The following is a 14,568-nucleotide window of genomic DNA, read 5'->3' on the forward strand; positions in this document are numbered from 1 at the left end:
GTCTGCCTTACGTGGAATCTCTCGCCGGCCCACGGCTCGGCTCCAGAGGGGTTAGAATGCGCGTCCCATCGCGCTGCCGGCCAACCGAGCATGCACCCAGCCTTGGCCAGCCCGGCCGAGTCTTGGCAGGGACCACGGCCCCGCACCCGCGAGGACACCGCCATCGGGACCGAGACGCGGGGCGAATCTTGACACAGACACCGGCCTCGAGGCCCGCAAACCGCTTTCAGGCGCTCTCTCATGACCGACCCCACGACCCGTCTCGCCCCCTGCCAGCCGCCAGAACTCGCCATCATCGTACCAACGTACCGGGAGGTCGACTCGGTCGAAGAGCTGTCGCGGCGGGTCGCGGAGGTGCTGGAAGGCGTCGCCTGGGAGCTGATCTTCGTCGATGACGATTCGCCCGACGGCACGGCCGAGCGCGCTCGCGCCCTGGCCCGCACGGACGCGCGTATCCGCGTGATTCAGCGCATCGGCCGGCGCGGTCTCTCCTCGGCCTGCATCGAGGGGATGCTCGCCACTTCGGCGCCCTTTCTCGCCGTGATGGACGGCGACCTGCAGCACGACGAGCAGCTCTTGCCGCGCATGCTCGCAGCCATCAAGGCGGAGGAGTTGGATATCGTCGTCGGCAGCCGCTACGTCGCGGGCGGCGACGTGGGCACCTGGAATGCCCGGCGCCAGTCGATGAGCCGGCTCGCGACCCGGATCGGCCAGATCCTCATCCGCGTGGAGCTGCAAGACCCCATGAGCGGCTTCTTCATGGTCCGGGCGGACGTCGTCAGGGCGTGCGTGCGACGCCTCACGGGCGTCGGCTTCAAGATCCTGCTGGACATCTTCTCGGCGGCCGAGCAGCCGCTGCGCTTCAAGGAGCTACCTTTCAGCTTCCGCCAGCGCCATGCCGGCAGCAGCAAGCTGGACAACGCGGTGCTCTGGGAGTACCTGCTGATGCTGACGCAAAAACTCATCGGCCCACTGATCCCGGTGCGCTTCATCGCCTTTTCGCTCATCGGCGCACTGGGCGTCTTCGTTCACATGGCGGTCCTCTGGCCGATGCTGCATTGGCTGGGCAACGAGGCCTTTCTGCTCGGCCAAAGCACGGCGACCCTGGTCGCCATGACCAGCAACTTCTTCCTCAACAACATCCTGACCTACCGCGACATGCGGCTGCGCGGACGCCAGCTCCTCTGGGGCTGGCTCAGCTTCGTGGCGACCTGCAGCGTCGGCGCGCTCGCCAACGTCGGCATCGCCGACTACCTCTTCCAAGAGGGACACTCCAGCTGGTTCCTCTCGGCCTTGGCTGGAATCCTGGTCGGCGCTGTCTGGAACTATGCGGTGACGGCGGTCTACACCTGGAAACGGCCAAAGACGGCGTGAGGGCGGGCGGATGGGCGTCGATTCAGGAGGCGACGACGACCTGGTTGCGCCCGGAGCGCTTGGCGTCGTAGAGCGAGCGATCGGCGGCCCGCACCAGGTCGAGGGGTTCGTCGAACCGATGCTCGCCGTCCATGTGCGAAGCGAGACCGATCGAGGTCGTGATGCGAAAGCGCGCGCCTGACTCACCGGCGTGCAGCGTCTCCTCGACAGCGGTGCGCAGCCGCTCGAACACCTTGAGCGCCGCCTCCACGCCATGCCCCGGCAGCAGGACGACGAACTCCTCGCCGCCATAGCGCATGATGTGGTCACGCTCGCGCAGATTCTTCTTGAGCACGCCGGCCACCTTGACCAGCACGGTGTCGCCAACCACATGCCCCTGGGTATCGTTGACCTGCTTGAAGTGGTCCAGGTCGATGAAACCGAGGGTCAGGGGCCAGGCGTTGTCGATGGCGAGCGCGAACTCGACGTCCAGCACCTGATCGAAGTGCCGCCGATTGTGCAGCCCCGTCAGGGCGTCATGGATGGCGGCCTTCTGCAGCAGCTCGGCCGCTTGCTCCATCTCGATCACGCGCTGATGGTGCTCGGCGGCCTGGTGGATCAGCCGCAGATTGCGGGTCGCCAGGATCTCGCGCGCCTGGTCGATCAAGCCGGCCGCCATCTCCGCGGACAGCACTTCGAGATCGAAGACCCCGCCCAGCTCTGGGAGCGCGATGAGGATGCCCTCGACGAGCACCTCCACTGCATCCGGCCCCAACCCCAGCCAGTCATTGGCGGAGCGTACGACCGCCTCCATGGCGCCCTCGCCCCCGTCCGAGAGGACGAATTCAGCGAGCTGACCGGCAACCGCGATCGGATGAATGAAGCGTTTTTGCTCCGCATCGAGCGTGCTGTCGTCCGGATCGTGCACGGCGACCGCCGTCATGGCGAGACGCTCTGGCACGCCCCAATGACGCATCAGCCAGGCCCCCGCTTCGCCGTGGTCGCAGCCCAGGGTGTCGCGCTCCAGCTTCAGGAATGCGTCGTGCGAGTCGTACTGCTCGATGAGCGGGGCATAGCGTTCCGGCAGGGCGGCATAGAGGGCCAGGATGCCGAGGTCCTGGAGCAAGGCGGCGAGATAGAGTTCATCGAGAGAGCCGAGCCCGATCCGCTCACCGAGCATGCGGCTCGCCAGGGCCGACACCACCGCCCGCTTCCAGACCCGCTGCAGGTACCGCTGTCGCCCATTCGAGGCGCGATAGAGGTCGGACAGGGTGAAGCTCAGGGCCATGGTCATGGTCGAGTTGAGCCCGAGGAGCATGACGGCCTGGTGCAGGTTGGTCGTGGTCCTGCGCTGGGCATAGAGCGGCGAGTTGCAGACGCGGAGCATCCGGCTGGAGAGGGCGGGATCCTTCGCCAGGAGCCCGGCGAGCACGCCGATGTTCACATCGGGATCGCGCCCCATCTCGAGGATGCGCACCGCGACTCCCGGCAGTGTCGGTAGGTTCGGGCAATACGCCAGGGCGTTACGGACGTCGGGGGTCATCCCAGCCACTTCCCGTGCTCATGGCCGGACGCGACCGTCCCAAGGGTCGGGACGGCCTGGCACGATCGAGCGGACGCGCGTGAGTGCGCACGCGGACGCATGAAAGGTCGGTATCGGTGCAAAATGGTCACCCTAGCCTCTACCCGTCTCGAGTATTCGAGACCACGCGATACCCCAGGTGGGGCGCGTTCAATCCGGGCTGCGCCGCCGCATGACCGGCAGAAGGGGCGATAGACTGCCGGCAACGACCCTGTGACAGCCCTGCATGAGGCTCGATCATACCCGGTGGATGCAGGCCCCGACAGCCTTAATTGGGGGCCGGCACCCGGGATGCCAGGCACCCTGGAAGACAGCGGCCCTCGCGGACCGCGGTGGACAGCACATCACTTGGCAGCGGCCGATGCCTCCACGAAGGTGACGACGAAGGTGACGGGCACGGCCTCGCTGATGCTCGCCAAGCCAGCGATCTCGCGCAGCTTCTCCACGCTATCGCTGAGTCCGAATTTGGACGCATCCACGATCAGCGGCTTGGTGGTGGCAACCATGAGCGTGCCCGGGTCCAGCTTGGCCGCCATCACCGAGAGCGTCATCGGCTGCTCCGCGCCGTGCAGCAGCAGGGTGCCTTCCGCGCTGACTCGGGCGACCTCACCGACCTTGAGGTCGGCGAGGAGCTTCGGGTCGATCTTGGCCTTGATCTGCGCCTCCTTGTAGTCTGTCGTGTCGAAGAGGATCTCGCGCATCCGCTCGTTGCGGATCGGCACCAGGGTCTCGACACTGTCGAGCATGAGCCCGACCATCACCTGCCCATCGGGGTCGATGCGACCATGCATCTGCGTGAAGCTGTTGTTCTCGGCGACATCCTTGGACTTGATGGTGACATAGGTGACAGCGGAGCGCTCAGGATCCAGACTCCAGTCGGCGAGCGCGGGGGCCGCGGCCAGGGCCGCGATCAGCATCAGGGATAGGGACAGGGTCGATTTACGCATGGTCTCCTCCGTTCGGCGGTTGATCATCGGGTTCTTGCGAAGCGTCGAGGTTGGCGCCTGTCGGCGAGTCGTTCGCCCTGCCGCGTGATCCGCGTCGGCAACCAATCCGCGTCAACAACTTGGAACCGAAATCCAGAGAAACAAGCGGTCCGGAACCGAACCGCGAGCTGCGAGAGAGCCAGATGCACCGCATTCAGATCGCCCCTCCTCATTGGCTGGACGCCTTCATCAGCGCACGCGAGACGCCCCTCGCCAGCGACCAGGCGCGGATGCGGCTGGTCCTCGATCTCACCCGCGAGCACATCCGCAACGGCTCTGGCGGCCCCTTCGGCGCGGCGCTCTTCGATGCCCAGAGCGGCGCGCTGATCGGGGTCGGGGTCAATCTGGTGGTTGCGTCCCGCTGCTCGATCGCCCATGCGGAGATGGTCGCGATCGCCGGCGCCCAACAGCGGCTGGGCGCCTATGACCTCAGTCGGGTGGTCGCTGGCGGCTGTGTCATCTATAGCAGCGCCGAGCCCTGCGCCATGTGCCTGGGCGCGCTACCCTGGTCGGGCGTCGAGCGGCTGGTGTGCGCGGCGCGCGACGAGGATGCACGCGCGGCAGGCTTCGACGAAGGGCACAAGCCCTGGGACTGGATCGAGGGCTACCGCCGCCGTGGGATCGAGGTGACGCGTGATGTCCTGCGCGAGGACGCCATCGCCCTTCTCCAGGCCTATGCCGCGGCCGGCGGCGAGATCTATGGTCCGGCCGACCGGGGCGGGAAGCCGGGCTGATCCGCGGAATCCGGCGGCAGGATGATCATCCGCTCGACGTCGGCGAGCCGGATCTGGCGGCCGTCGAGGGTCACGAGCCGGCGCCCCTGGATGCTGCCACGACGCACGCGATAGGTCGTGAGCTGCCCGGTGTTGGCGTTGACCACCTGGACCTGCACCACTTCCCGCTCTTGCCGCCAGCCCTGCAAGAGGCCCAGGACACTGCCGAGGGCCATCGCGGCCACGACGATGGCGGCCGCCAAGCGGATCGCCCCGCGCGGGACGAGTGGCGGGCGCGCCGGCTCCAAGCCGCGAGCAACGCGATCCCGATGCCAGCGCGCGCGCAGCACGCCATAGGCACCGAGTACCACCAACAGGGTCAGCAGGAGTTTTCCGATCATGGCGAGCCCGCCTTACAGGAATGCCGTCCAGCGCCGAAGCGATGCCCACGCCTGGGTTGCGGCGCCGCGAGCGGTGGACTTACCATCCCTCAATCTCGACGGGGTCATCCGCGAACGCCCAAGAGTCATGTACCATCCATTGTCCACCTTTTTTCTCGCGTTCGCCCTGCTCGTGAGCGCCTGCACGGAGCCGGCGCCACCGACTCTGAGCCTCTACAGCGCCGTGCATACGGGCGACCTGGATCAGGTGATGCGTCACCTCTACTGGGATACGGACGTCAATCAAGCGGACGTCAATGGCGACTACCCGCTCCATGTCGCCGCGCGCGATGGCCGGGTGCGCATCGCCCGCGAGCTGGTGGAGCATGGTGCTGATCCGCAGACCCGCGACGCCGCTGGCCAGACGGCGATGCGCGTCGCCCTGACCAACGGCAGGACGCAGGTCGCGCAGATGCTGATCGAGCACGGGGCGGCGCTCGACGCCCAGGCGATGCTCGCCGAGCTGGTCGAGGCTGGCGTCGCCGACCGGGATAGCTTCGCGCTGCTGTTGCGCCGCGGTGCGAGCCTGAACCAGCGTGATGCCGGGGGCCGCACGCTGCTGCACCTCGCCATCGCGGCGGGCCAGCTGGACACGGTGGCGCGCCTCATCATGCTGGGCGCCGACGTGAGCGAGCCCAGCGCACAGGGGCAACGCCCTCTGACGCTCGCCCTGGAGCTGGCGAGTCGCGGAGGCAAGGACAGTCGCGACATCGTCGATCTGCTCGAGCGCAACGGCGCGGCGCGCGGACAGGTCGGCGCCACCTCATCACCCGAGACACAGGGGAAACCAGAATGACCGAAAAGGTCGAAGACCTGACCGTCACTTACACGGAAGACGGCATCGAAACCACGAAGGAGCTGGACAAGGTCATCCTGTCCAAGGGGAGTTGGACGACCATCCTCTTCCGCTACCAGGATTGGGACCGCGCCAAGGGCGAATACGGCCCGGAGCGCTACACCATCCGTCGCTATCAAAAACGCGCGGGCGAGTACCGCCAGCAGTCCAAATTCAACATTTCCAGCCGGGCGCAGGCGCAATCCCTGGTCGAGGCACTGCAAGGCTGGCTGGATGCCGATACCGACTGATGCGTCGGTAGGGTGCGGGGCCGGGCACGCCCGTGGAGCTGGCGCCGCGTGACGCCTGACTTGGGCGAATCCCTTTTCGTCTCCGACCTGCATCTGGCCCCGGAGCGTCCCGCAACCATTGCGCTCTTCCTGCGCTTCCTCGCCGGGCGGGCGCGCCCGGCGCGGCAGCTCTTCATCCTCGGCGACCTCTTCGAGACCTGGATCGGCGACGATGACGACACGGCCGCCTATGTGGAGGTACGCCGGGCGCTGCGCGCACTCACGCAATCCGGCACGCGCTGCGCCTTGATGCGCGGCAATCGTGACTTCCTGCTCGGCCGCGCCTTCTGTCAAGACACGGGCTGCACGCTGCTGCGCGACCCCAGCCTCCACCACTTCGGCGGCGAACGGACGCTGCTCATGCATGGCGACCTGCTCTGCACGGACGACCTCGCCTATCAGCGCTTTCGGCGACGGATCCGCAACCCCCTGGTGACCTGGCTCTTCCAACGCAAGTCACTCGCCAGCCGGCGCGCCATCGCCGCCGACTATCGCCGCAAGAGCGGCGCCGCGACCTCGGCCAAGTCCAAAAACATCATGGACGTCAACCCGAGCACGGTCGCCGACTACCTCCGCCGCTTCCGAGCCACGCGGCTGATCCACGGGCACACCCACAGACCGGACGAGCACCAGCTCATGCTGGCGGCAACCAGTGCCCGCCGGACGGTGCTCGCCGAGTGGCACGAGGATCGCGGTGAGGTCCTGGTCCACCGGGCGGGTCACTGGCATCGCGAAGGCGCCGACTAGGCGCCTGTCCGACGGCCGACGCCGGTAAAGACGCTCACCGCCTCCGCACGCAACGCTGCGGCCGTGTGACAAGCGCGTGTCGCAGAGGTGAGACGTCGCAGCAAATAATAGCCATTTCAAATCAATAGCTTCCCGACGAGCGGCCATCATTGGCCGACGAATGGCGCGCTGCGCAGCCGGCGCGACTGCCCACGAATCCCTCCTTTAGTCCTTATTTCTCCATCGATTGAAAAGCACTCATGCCACGGCGGCTCAAGTGCTACCCCTCGCCTCAGCATCGCTCGGCACGATAGCTGCTTTATCAAGATCAGACAGCGGGGATGGACTCTCTGCCGAATCGAATCGGATCCGGAGTTCCCGAGCCAATCGTTCTTGGCTTTATCAGGGATCGATCCATCTCAGCACGCGACTCGATCGACGCGACGCGAAGATCGAAGCGACCAGAATCACGGATAAGCCGATGAACAAGCGAATGTATGCAGTGATCGTGGCCCTGTCACTTGTGGCGGGCGTCGCGCCGAACGCCTTCGGCGCGACCATCACCTTCTCCAAGCAAGCCGGCACCATCGCGAGTGTCTCCGAGGTCAGAGACTTCAGGACGAACGGAGCCATGATGGATGGGATGCAGGTGACGGCCTACTTCTCCGCGTCCGGAGCCGCGGCGGAGACCTCCGAGGTTCTGAGCTGGGCGGACATCGACGCGGTCTCGGGCGGCGTGAGCGGAGCCGGCTGGTCCCTTCGGCAGAGCGGCGACACCTTCGACGCCTCATGGACATTGAACATGAATGGCACCGCCACCGCCTCCATCACCAGGCTGGTGATCGACGCGGGGACGGGCAACTCCGTCTTCGATTTGACGCGCCCAAGCATGGGCACCTCCGGATCCTCGCAGGGCAGAACCTTCTCGCTGGGAGAAGGCCAACGCCGGGGGCTCTCTGTCACCTACTCGGACCTGGTGGCGCTGGACGGTCAATCACCAGTGGGCGACCTCTACCGCAGGCTGACCATCGACTTCCAGGACGGCGCGCTCTTCGGTCCTGGGCAGAGCCTGAGCTTTCTGGCGGATACCGACAACATCCTCACCCAGAGCGCGATGATGGCGCCAGTTCCGATCCCAGCCGCCGCCTGGCTCTTCGGTTCGGGACTGCTGGGGCTCATCATGGTACGCCGCGGAGGGCGTCAGTCCTGACTGATCTGACTTGAAGCCCGAACGAAGGCCCGGATGCATTCGCGGCGGGCTCGCTTCTCGAGCTGGCCGAGCAGGACGTCGCTCAGACGCGAATGGACTGCGATCCGCCGGCACTGGCATCTTGACCGCAACCCGCTGGACGGCATGACCGCGACGCAACGAAAAAGGCGCAGCCAAGCTGCGCCTTTTTCATTGGTCCGGGCCTGCTTGCCCGGAGCCTCATCCACGCCGGATCAGAGCAACGGCACCAGCAGCAGCGCCACGATGTTGATGATCTTGATCAGCGGGTTGATCGCGGGACCGGCGGTGTCCTTATAGGGATCGCCGACGGTATCGCCAGTGACCGCCGCATGGTGGGCATCGGAGCCCTTGCCACCGAAGTTCCCTTCCTCGACGTACTTCTTGGCGTTATCCCAGGCACCACCACCGGTACACATGGAGATGGCCACGAAGAGGCCGGTGACGATGGTGCCGATCAGCATACCGCCCAGCGCACGGATACCGGCGCCGTCGCCCATGAGAATGTTCATGCCGAAGGCGACCAAAACGGGCACCAGGATCGGCAGCAGCGAGGGGACGATCATCTCCTTGATGGCGGCCTTGGTCAGGAGGTCGACGGCACGGGTATAGTCCGGCTTGGCCGTTCCTTCCATGATGCCTTTGATCTCCTTGAACTGGCGGCGCACTTCCATCACGACCGAGCTTGCGGCACGGCCAACGGCCTCCATCGCCATGGCACCGAAGAGGTAAGGCACCATGCCGCCGATGAACAGGCCGATGATGACGGCCGGATCGGACAGCAGGAAGTCCTGCATCTTGCCGGCCGCTTGCAGGTTGTGGGTGTAGTCGGCGAAGAGCACGAGCGCGGCCAGACCGGCGGAGCCGATGGCGTAGCCCTTGGTGACGGCCTTGGTGGTGTTGCCGACGGCATCCAGGGCGTCGGTGGTCTTGCGCACGTCCTCCGGCAGACCGGACATCTCGGCGATACCACCCGCGTTGTCGGTGATGGGGCCATAGGCATCGAGCGCAACGATCATGCCTGCCATGGACAGCATGGCGGTCGCGGCGATCGCGATGCCATAGAGGTCAGCGACCATGTAGGAGGCCCAGATGGCGATACAGACGGAGAGGACCGGCAGGGCCGTGGACTTCATGGAGATGGCGAGACCCGCGATGACGTTGGTCGCGTGACCGGTCTGCGAGGCTTGGGCAACGTACTGAACCGGATGGAACTCGGTGGAGGTGTAGTACTCGGTGATGACCATCAGCGCGGCGGTCAGACCGAGGCCGATGAGGGCGCAGAACAGCATCGCGAAGAAGTGATCGCCCATGAGGAGCCCGGTCACGCCCGCGAACAGGATGAACGCGAGACCACCGGCGACCGCCGTGCCCTTGTAGAGCGCGGTCATGATGCGGCCGCCCTCGTTCGCCTTGACGAAGTAGGCGCCGACGATGGAGGCGATGATCGAGACCGCGCCCAGCGCGAGCGGGTAGATGACGAAGTTGATGTCGAAGCCACCGGCGGCCTTCGACAGCAGACCACCGAGGACCATGGTGGCGATGATGGTGACCGCGTAGGTCTCGAAGAGGTCTGCCGCCATGCCGGCGCAATCGCCGACATTGTCGCCAACGTTATCGGCGATGACCGCCGGATTGCGTGGATCGTCTTCCGGGATACCGGCCTCGACCTTACCGACCAGGTCCGCGCCGACGTCTGCGCCCTTGGTGAAGATACCGCCGCCCAGTCGGGCGAAGATGGAGATGAGCGAGCCGCCGAAGGCAAGGCCGATCAGCGCATGCAGCGCCGCTTCGTCCGCGCCCAGGTATAGGAAGTAGCCGGCCACCCCGATGATCCCCAGACCGACCACCAGCATGCCGGTGACGGCGCCGCCACGGAAGGCGATGGCGAGCGCGGACTCAAGGCTGACGGTTGCGGCCTGCGCGGTGCGCACGTTAGCGCGGACCGACACGTTCATACCGATGTATCCGGCCAGCCCGGAGAGCAAGGCGCCGATCGCGAAACCGCCAGCCGTCGCCAGGTCGAGCACGAGCCAGAGCACGACGAAGAGTGCGGCACCCACGATGGCGATGGTGCTGTATTGGCGATTGAGGTAGGCCTGCGCGCCGGCCTGAATGGCCGCCGCGATTTCCTGCATGCGATCGGAGCCGGCTGACTGAGCGTTAATCCAGGCCACGACGACGAGGCCAAAGATCACGGCCAGTGCCCCGGCGCTGATCGCGAACCAAAGGACAAAATCTGTTGACATGTACATCCCCCCGTTACGGGTTTTCGTTGGTGTGAGCCGAGCGAAAGCGGTGGCCAATGGCAACGTCGGGATACAGCAACGGACGGACCGGTTGGCCGCCAAAACGGCACGGAACTTTAACACAAAGGCATTGATGTTTTAGCCAGATGCCCGTGTTTTAACTGCGTCAAGAAACGCTGGCGGGCATCACGGCAGGCAAGAGGACCCGTGCGAGCGACGCCGGCAAGGCTGGGCGTCGTCGAGCGAGCCGCCCAAGAGTCAGAGGCTTTCAAGGAGTTGGCGTCGTTTAGGTTGGCAATCGCCGCGCGTCTCGGCGGTAAACGGATTCCAACCGGGCGACGCGCAAAATTCCTAAATGCTCTCTATTGCCGCGGATCCCGATTGACCGCCGCGTGATCGCCGACGCCCGCAACCGCGAGAACATCCTCGAACGACCGCGAACCGAACCCGCGGATCCCATCGCCGTCCCGCACGATGAAATAGGCCGCAAGCCCCTGGGCATCCGCCAGCGCTGGCCCGGCCTGGTCGCCGAGCACCATGAGTGCCGTCGCCCAGCCGTCGACCACCATCCCCACCGCTCCGATGACCGTGACCGAGCCGAGTTTGCGATCGACCGGCGCCCCCGTCTTGGGGTCGATCTCGTGCGAATAGTGCTTGCCGTCCTTCTCGAAGAAATTGCGATAGTCGCCGGAGGTCGAGAGCGCGCGATTCGAGATGGGGATGATGCGGTGCACGGCTCGCCGGTCCGGCATCGGCTGCTCGATGGCGATCGCCCAGGGCTCGCGCTTGGCGTTCAGTCCCTTCGCGCGAATCGCCCCGGCCACGGCGACCATGTAGTCGGTGATCCCCTGCGCATCCAGCCAGGCCGCGACACGGTCGGCGCCATAGCCCTCGCCCAGGGCGGAGAGGTCGATATAGAGATCGCCGCGCGCCTTGCGGACAGCGGGCGGGCTCGCCCTCAGCTCGAGCTTCTCCCAGCCGACCCGCATCTTCGCGGCCCGGATCTCCGCCTCGCTCGGCACGCCGTCATGCGGCGCCTCGGGGCCGAAGCCCCAGAGGTTGACGAGCGGACCAATGGTGATGTCGAAGGCGCCGCCGGTCAGCTTGGCGATGCGCTGTCCCTCCGCGATCACCGCGAGCAGATTTTCGGAGACGGGAATCCACTCAGTGCTCGGGTTGCGGTTGAGGCGCGAAAGCTCGGACGTCTCGTCGTAGGTCGAGATCTCCGCCACAACCGCATCCAGGACGGCGGCGACCTTTGGCTGCAGCTGATCCGCCGTTATCCCCGCCGGTGCACGCGCGACCTTGACCGAGTAATAGGTCCCCATGGTCGGCCCACCGAGCTCGAGCACCGGATCCGGCTGCTGACCACACCCCAGCAGCGCCAGAGACAAGGCGCAGCCGATCCAAAGCCGCCGAGCCCCACCCCCCGTGGCCGCGAGGTGCATTGACCACCGCGGATACGCCAAGAATCGCATCGCATCTACCATCGAAACAGTCACCTCGACCGCCGGCAGCCTTCCCCGGATTCGACAGGAGGCGGCACTGCGGGCAGTCTGTTGAGTGGACGAACATCACAAGCCGGCTGGGCAGCCGAGGGAACGGCCAGCGGATCGAGGACGCGGGCGATCTGGGCGAACGCCGCGCCGCAGACTGCCGCATCGCGCTGGCCGGCATCGACGCCATTCGCGAGCCGTCCATGCGGGTGAAGAGCGCGGCGAATGGAGCCGGCGCGTGGCGCGACCCTCGGCAGGCATCGCGGCCGGCGTCAAGAGGTCTTTGGCTTCTCCACTGGTAATGCCACGGCAACCCCCGAGGGGGGCTGTGGACCCTCGTAGTCCTTGCGGAAGGTCAGCACCTCCTTGGCCAACATGGGCGGCCAGGGCGCGGTCTTGAGCTCGATGCAGCCTTCACGGCAATCATCGACGCAGTTGCCGCACAGAATGCAGCGGCTGTAGTCGATGGCCCAGGTCTTGTCCTGCTTGCTGGCGACGATCGCGACCGTCGGGCATTTCACCGCGCAGATGGTGCAGAAGGTGCAATCGTTGATCTTGAACTCGATGTGCCCGCGCGTCCTGGCATAGGCTGCGCGGCGTTCGCCCGGATAGAGGCGGGTCACCGGTCGGTGCAGCGCGCTCTTGGTCACCAGGGATGAAATGGGGAACCAGGACCATGACATGGCGTTATCTCTCGGTGCAGCTCACACAAGGATCGATGGTCAGCACGATCACAGGCACATCGGCCAGTTCGCACCCCTTGAGCATATGGACCAGGGGCGCGATGTTCGCGAAGGTCGGCGTGCGGACCCGAAAACGCGCCAGGTTCTTCTTGCCGTCGGCGCTGATGTAGTAACAGACCTCGCCGCGCGGCTGCTCCAGACGGAACATGGCCTCGCCCTTGGGCCGCTTGCCCTTGACCGACACCTCCACCTCGCCCGCCGGCATGCGGTCGAGGCACTGGGCGATGATGTCGAAGGACTGATCGATCTCGCGCACCCGCACGATGCAGCGCGCGTAGCAGTCGCCTTCCTGCTCGACCACGGGCTCCCAGTCCAGCTCGCCGAAGGCGGCATAACCGAGCTTGCGGGTATCATGGGCCACCCCGCTCCCGCGCAGCACCGGACCCACCGCGCCGAGAATGTGCGCGTCCTCGGCCGTCAGCACACCCACGCCAACGGTGCGCTTCTTGACCGTCGGATCCTGGCGAAACACGTCCGCGATCTCATTGAAGGCGGTCTGGATGTCGCGCATGCGACCCCTGACGGCCTTGAGCACCGCGTCGTCGACATTCTTGCGGAGGCCGCCGACCTTGCAGACGCCGAAGATGACGCGCCCGCCGGTCGTCTCCTCGATGACGTCGACCAGCATCTCGCGGATCCGCCAGCTGTGCTGGAAGAGGCTCTCGTAGCCGAGCGCGTCGGCCGAGAGGCCCAGCCACAGCAAATGGCTCTGGATGCGCGAGATCTCGCCCCAGATGGTGCGCAGGTAGACGGCGCGCGGCGGCACCTCGACGCCCATGAGCTGCTCGATGCCCTGGCAGTAGCCCTGGCCATGGATGAAGCTGCAGATGCCGCAGATACGCTCGGCGACATTGGCCATTTCGATGAAGTCGTGGCGCTCCGCCAGCAGCTCGAGCCCGCGATGCACATAGCCGATGGAGGGCAGCGCCTGGACGACCCGTTCGTCATCCAGCTCGAGATCCAGATGAATGGGCTCCGGCAGCACCGGATGCTGGGGGCCGAAGGGGACGATGGTGGTGTTGGACATGGTTCAGCCCTCGGGGCCCGGTGTGTCAGAGGCGGTCGCGCCCGCCGCGTCCTTGCGAGCCGCCGCCGGCTTGGCCTTCTCCTGCTTGACGGTGACGCTTCCGGAGAAGGGAATCTTCTGCTTGGTGCGGAGAAAATTGCCGCCGTAGTCCAGTGTCAGACCCGGAACCTCGAGCCCGAAGAGGTCTTTGAGCTCGTTCTCATAGGTGAAGGCGGCGGGGAAGATGCCACTCAGGCTGGGGAGATCCGGCTTGTCCCTGGGGACCTGCGTGCGGTAATTGGTGCAGCGGTACTCCTTGTCATAGCTGATCATGATCTCGAAGGAGTCCGGCCGCGCCGTCCCGGTCATCTGCACCAGGCGATAGCCGTCGGCGCGATGCCGCTGTGCCGTCGGTACCCAGTCGGCGAGTGGGAGGTCATTGAAGGGTTCGTCGAGACTCATAGGGCCACCATCTTGCGTTGACGTTTCCGTTCTTTGGCCCGCTGCTCCAGGATATCCAGCGACCGCACGATTCCGTCGATGATGCTCTCCGGCCGCGCGGCGCAGCCGGGCACATAGACATCCACGGGAATCACCTGATCGATGCCGCCATAGACGTTGTAGGCATCGCGGAAGATGCCGCCGCTGAGGGCGCAGGCGCCGATGGCGACCACGACCTTGGGATCCGGCATCTGTGCGTAGAGATTTTCGACAACCTTGCGGGACTCCTCGTTCACCGAGCCGGTGACCAGGAAGATGTCCGCGTGCTTGGGATTGCCCGTGTTCACGATCCCGAACCGTTCGACGTCGTAGAGCGGCGTGAGGCAGGCCAGGAGCTCGATGTCGCAGCCATTGCAGCTGGTTGCCGCATAGTGCAGGACCCAGGGGGATTTCTTGAGGAAGCTCATGATGTTCAGGCCA

15 protein-coding genes are annotated in these 14,568 nt (G+C 65.8%); 6 read left to right on the forward strand and 9 right to left on the reverse strand.

All coding sequences use genetic code 11. The features are described from left to right. Positions 1–240: 240 nt before the first annotated feature. Positions 241–1,374, forward strand: coding sequence for a glycosyltransferase (locus CKO23_RS02160; protein ID WP_200328102.1), 1,134 nt, complete (start codon positions 241–243; stop codon positions 1,372–1,374). A 22-nt stretch (positions 1,375–1,396) separates the two neighbouring features. Here CKO23_RS02160 and CKO23_RS02165 read toward each other — a convergent pair whose 3' ends face one another. After that, positions 1,397–2,896: a GGDEF domain-containing protein gene (locus tag CKO23_RS02165; RefSeq protein WP_200328103.1), complete on the reverse strand. Its 1,500-nt coding sequence runs from the start codon at positions 2,894–2,896 to the stop codon at positions 1,397–1,399. A gap of 383 nt (positions 2,897–3,279) precedes the next feature. Next, entirely contained in the window at positions 3,280–3,882 is a 603-nt protein-coding gene (locus CKO23_RS02170; protein ID WP_200328104.1) for a YceI family protein, read from the reverse strand. Between the two features lie 182 nt (positions 3,883–4,064). On the opposite strand from CKO23_RS02170, the gene CKO23_RS02175 reads away from it, so the two are divergent. Next, positions 4,065–4,655, forward strand: a complete 591-nt coding sequence (locus tag CKO23_RS02175; RefSeq protein ID WP_200328105.1) for a nucleoside deaminase — start codon at positions 4,065–4,067, stop codon at positions 4,653–4,655. Here CKO23_RS02175 and CKO23_RS02180 read toward each other — a convergent pair. Further along, positions 4,619–5,035: a hypothetical protein gene (locus CKO23_RS02180; RefSeq protein ID WP_200328106.1), complete on the reverse strand. Its 417-nt coding sequence runs from the start codon at positions 5,033–5,035 to the stop codon at positions 4,619–4,621. The two genes, CKO23_RS02175 and CKO23_RS02180, sit on opposite strands and share 37 nt — an antisense overlap. Here CKO23_RS02180 and CKO23_RS02185 point away from each other — a divergent pair. From CKO23_RS02185 to CKO23_RS02200, 4 genes are all read left to right on the forward strand, one after another. Continuing rightward, complete coding sequence (locus CKO23_RS02185) at positions 5,034–5,870, forward strand: ankyrin repeat domain-containing protein (protein WP_242482156.1); 837 nt, start codon at positions 5,034–5,036, stop codon at positions 5,868–5,870. The genes CKO23_RS02180 and CKO23_RS02185 overlap by 2 nt on opposite strands. Continuing rightward, positions 5,867–6,160 (forward strand): hypothetical protein, encoded by a 294-nt coding sequence (locus CKO23_RS02190; protein WP_200328107.1) that lies wholly within the window; start codon positions 5,867–5,869, stop codon positions 6,158–6,160. The genes CKO23_RS02185 and CKO23_RS02190 overlap by 4 nt, the downstream gene beginning before the upstream one ends. Before the next feature lie 48 nt (positions 6,161–6,208). Continuing rightward, positions 6,209–6,946 carry a UDP-2,3-diacylglucosamine diphosphatase gene (locus CKO23_RS02195; protein WP_346014546.1) on the forward strand — a complete coding sequence of 246 codons (738 nt, stop codon included), beginning with the start codon at positions 6,209–6,211 and terminating at the stop codon, positions 6,944–6,946. A gap of 460 nt (positions 6,947–7,406) precedes the next feature. After that, a complete protein-coding gene (locus CKO23_RS02200) occupies positions 7,407–8,135 on the forward strand; it encodes a VPLPA-CTERM sorting domain-containing protein (RefSeq protein WP_200328108.1) in 729 nt (242 codons plus the stop codon). A gap of 233 nt (positions 8,136–8,368) precedes the next feature. On the opposite strand, the gene CKO23_RS02205 is transcribed toward CKO23_RS02200, so the two are convergent. The 6 genes from CKO23_RS02205 to CKO23_RS02230 form a co-directional block, all read right to left on the reverse strand. After that, on the reverse strand, positions 8,369–10,402 hold the full coding sequence (locus tag CKO23_RS02205; protein ID WP_200328109.1) for a sodium-translocating pyrophosphatase: 2,034 nt from the start codon (positions 10,400–10,402) through the stop codon (positions 8,369–8,371). 362 nt (positions 10,403–10,764) lie between these two features. After that, the gene (locus CKO23_RS02210) at positions 10,765–11,796 is read right to left on the reverse strand and encodes an FAD:protein FMN transferase (RefSeq protein ID WP_346014547.1); all 1,032 of its coding nucleotides are present in this window, start codon (positions 11,794–11,796) and stop codon (positions 10,765–10,767) included. 374 nt (positions 11,797–12,170) lie between these two features. Then, positions 12,171–12,581, reverse strand: a complete 411-nt coding sequence (locus CKO23_RS02215) for a 4Fe-4S binding protein (protein ID WP_200328111.1) — start codon at positions 12,579–12,581, stop codon at positions 12,171–12,173. A 4-nt stretch (positions 12,582–12,585) separates the two neighbouring features. Next, positions 12,586–13,668, reverse strand: coding sequence for a hydrogenase large subunit (locus CKO23_RS02220; protein ID WP_200328112.1), 1,083 nt, complete (start codon positions 13,666–13,668; stop codon positions 12,586–12,588). 3 nt (positions 13,669–13,671) lie between these two features. Then, positions 13,672–14,109 carry an NADH-quinone oxidoreductase subunit C gene (locus tag CKO23_RS02225; protein WP_200328113.1) on the reverse strand — a complete coding sequence of 146 codons (438 nt, stop codon included), beginning with the start codon at positions 14,107–14,109 and terminating at the stop codon, positions 13,672–13,674. After that, entirely contained in the window at positions 14,106–14,555 is a 450-nt protein-coding gene (locus CKO23_RS02230; RefSeq protein ID WP_200328114.1) for an NADH-quinone oxidoreductase subunit B family protein, read from the reverse strand. Before CKO23_RS02230 ends, CKO23_RS02225 begins: the two co-directional genes overlap by 4 nt. Positions 14,556–14,568 lie beyond the last annotated feature (13 nt).

Source organism: Thiocystis violacea (assembly GCF_016583565.1).
In the GTDB taxonomy this organism is placed as follows: Bacteria; Pseudomonadota; Gammaproteobacteria; order Chromatiales; family Chromatiaceae; genus Thiorhodococcus; species Thiorhodococcus violaceus_A.

Excerpts from the sequence above, each read along its gene's own strand:
- CKO23_RS02160 (WP_200328102.1), top strand. The coding sequence starts at position 241 with ATGACCGACCCCACGACCCGTCTCGCCCCCTGCCAGCCGCCAGAACTC.
- CKO23_RS02165 (WP_200328103.1), bottom strand. The coding sequence starts at position 2,896 with ATGACCCCCGACGTCCGTAACGCCCTGGCGTATTGCCCGAACCTACCG.
- CKO23_RS02170 (WP_200328104.1), bottom strand. The coding sequence starts at position 3,882 with ATGCGTAAATCGACCCTGTCCCTATCCCTGATGCTGATCGCGGCCCTG.
- CKO23_RS02175 (WP_200328105.1), top strand. The coding sequence starts at position 4,065 with ATGCACCGCATTCAGATCGCCCCTCCTCATTGGCTGGACGCCTTCATC.
- CKO23_RS02185 (WP_242482156.1), top strand. The coding sequence starts at position 5,034 with ATGGCGAGCCCGCCTTACAGGAATGCCGTCCAGCGCCGAAGCGATGCC.
- CKO23_RS02180 (WP_200328106.1), bottom strand. The coding sequence starts at position 5,035 with ATGATCGGAAAACTCCTGCTGACCCTGTTGGTGGTACTCGGTGCCTAT.
- CKO23_RS02190 (WP_200328107.1), top strand. The coding sequence starts at position 5,867 with ATGACCGAAAAGGTCGAAGACCTGACCGTCACTTACACGGAAGACGGC.
- CKO23_RS02200 (WP_200328108.1), top strand. The coding sequence starts at position 7,407 with ATGAACAAGCGAATGTATGCAGTGATCGTGGCCCTGTCACTTGTGGCG.
- CKO23_RS02205 (WP_200328109.1), bottom strand. The coding sequence starts at position 10,402 with ATGTCAACAGATTTTGTCCTTTGGTTCGCGATCAGCGCCGGGGCACTG.
- CKO23_RS02215 (WP_200328111.1), bottom strand. The coding sequence starts at position 12,581 with ATGTCATGGTCCTGGTTCCCCATTTCATCCCTGGTGACCAAGAGCGCG.
- CKO23_RS02220 (WP_200328112.1), bottom strand. The coding sequence starts at position 13,668 with ATGTCCAACACCACCATCGTCCCCTTCGGCCCCCAGCATCCGGTGCTG.
- CKO23_RS02225 (WP_200328113.1), bottom strand. The coding sequence starts at position 14,109 with ATGAGTCTCGACGAACCCTTCAATGACCTCCCACTCGCCGACTGGGTA.
- CKO23_RS02230 (WP_200328114.1), bottom strand. The coding sequence starts at position 14,555 with ATGAGCTTCCTCAAGAAATCCCCCTGGGTCCTGCACTATGCGGCAACC.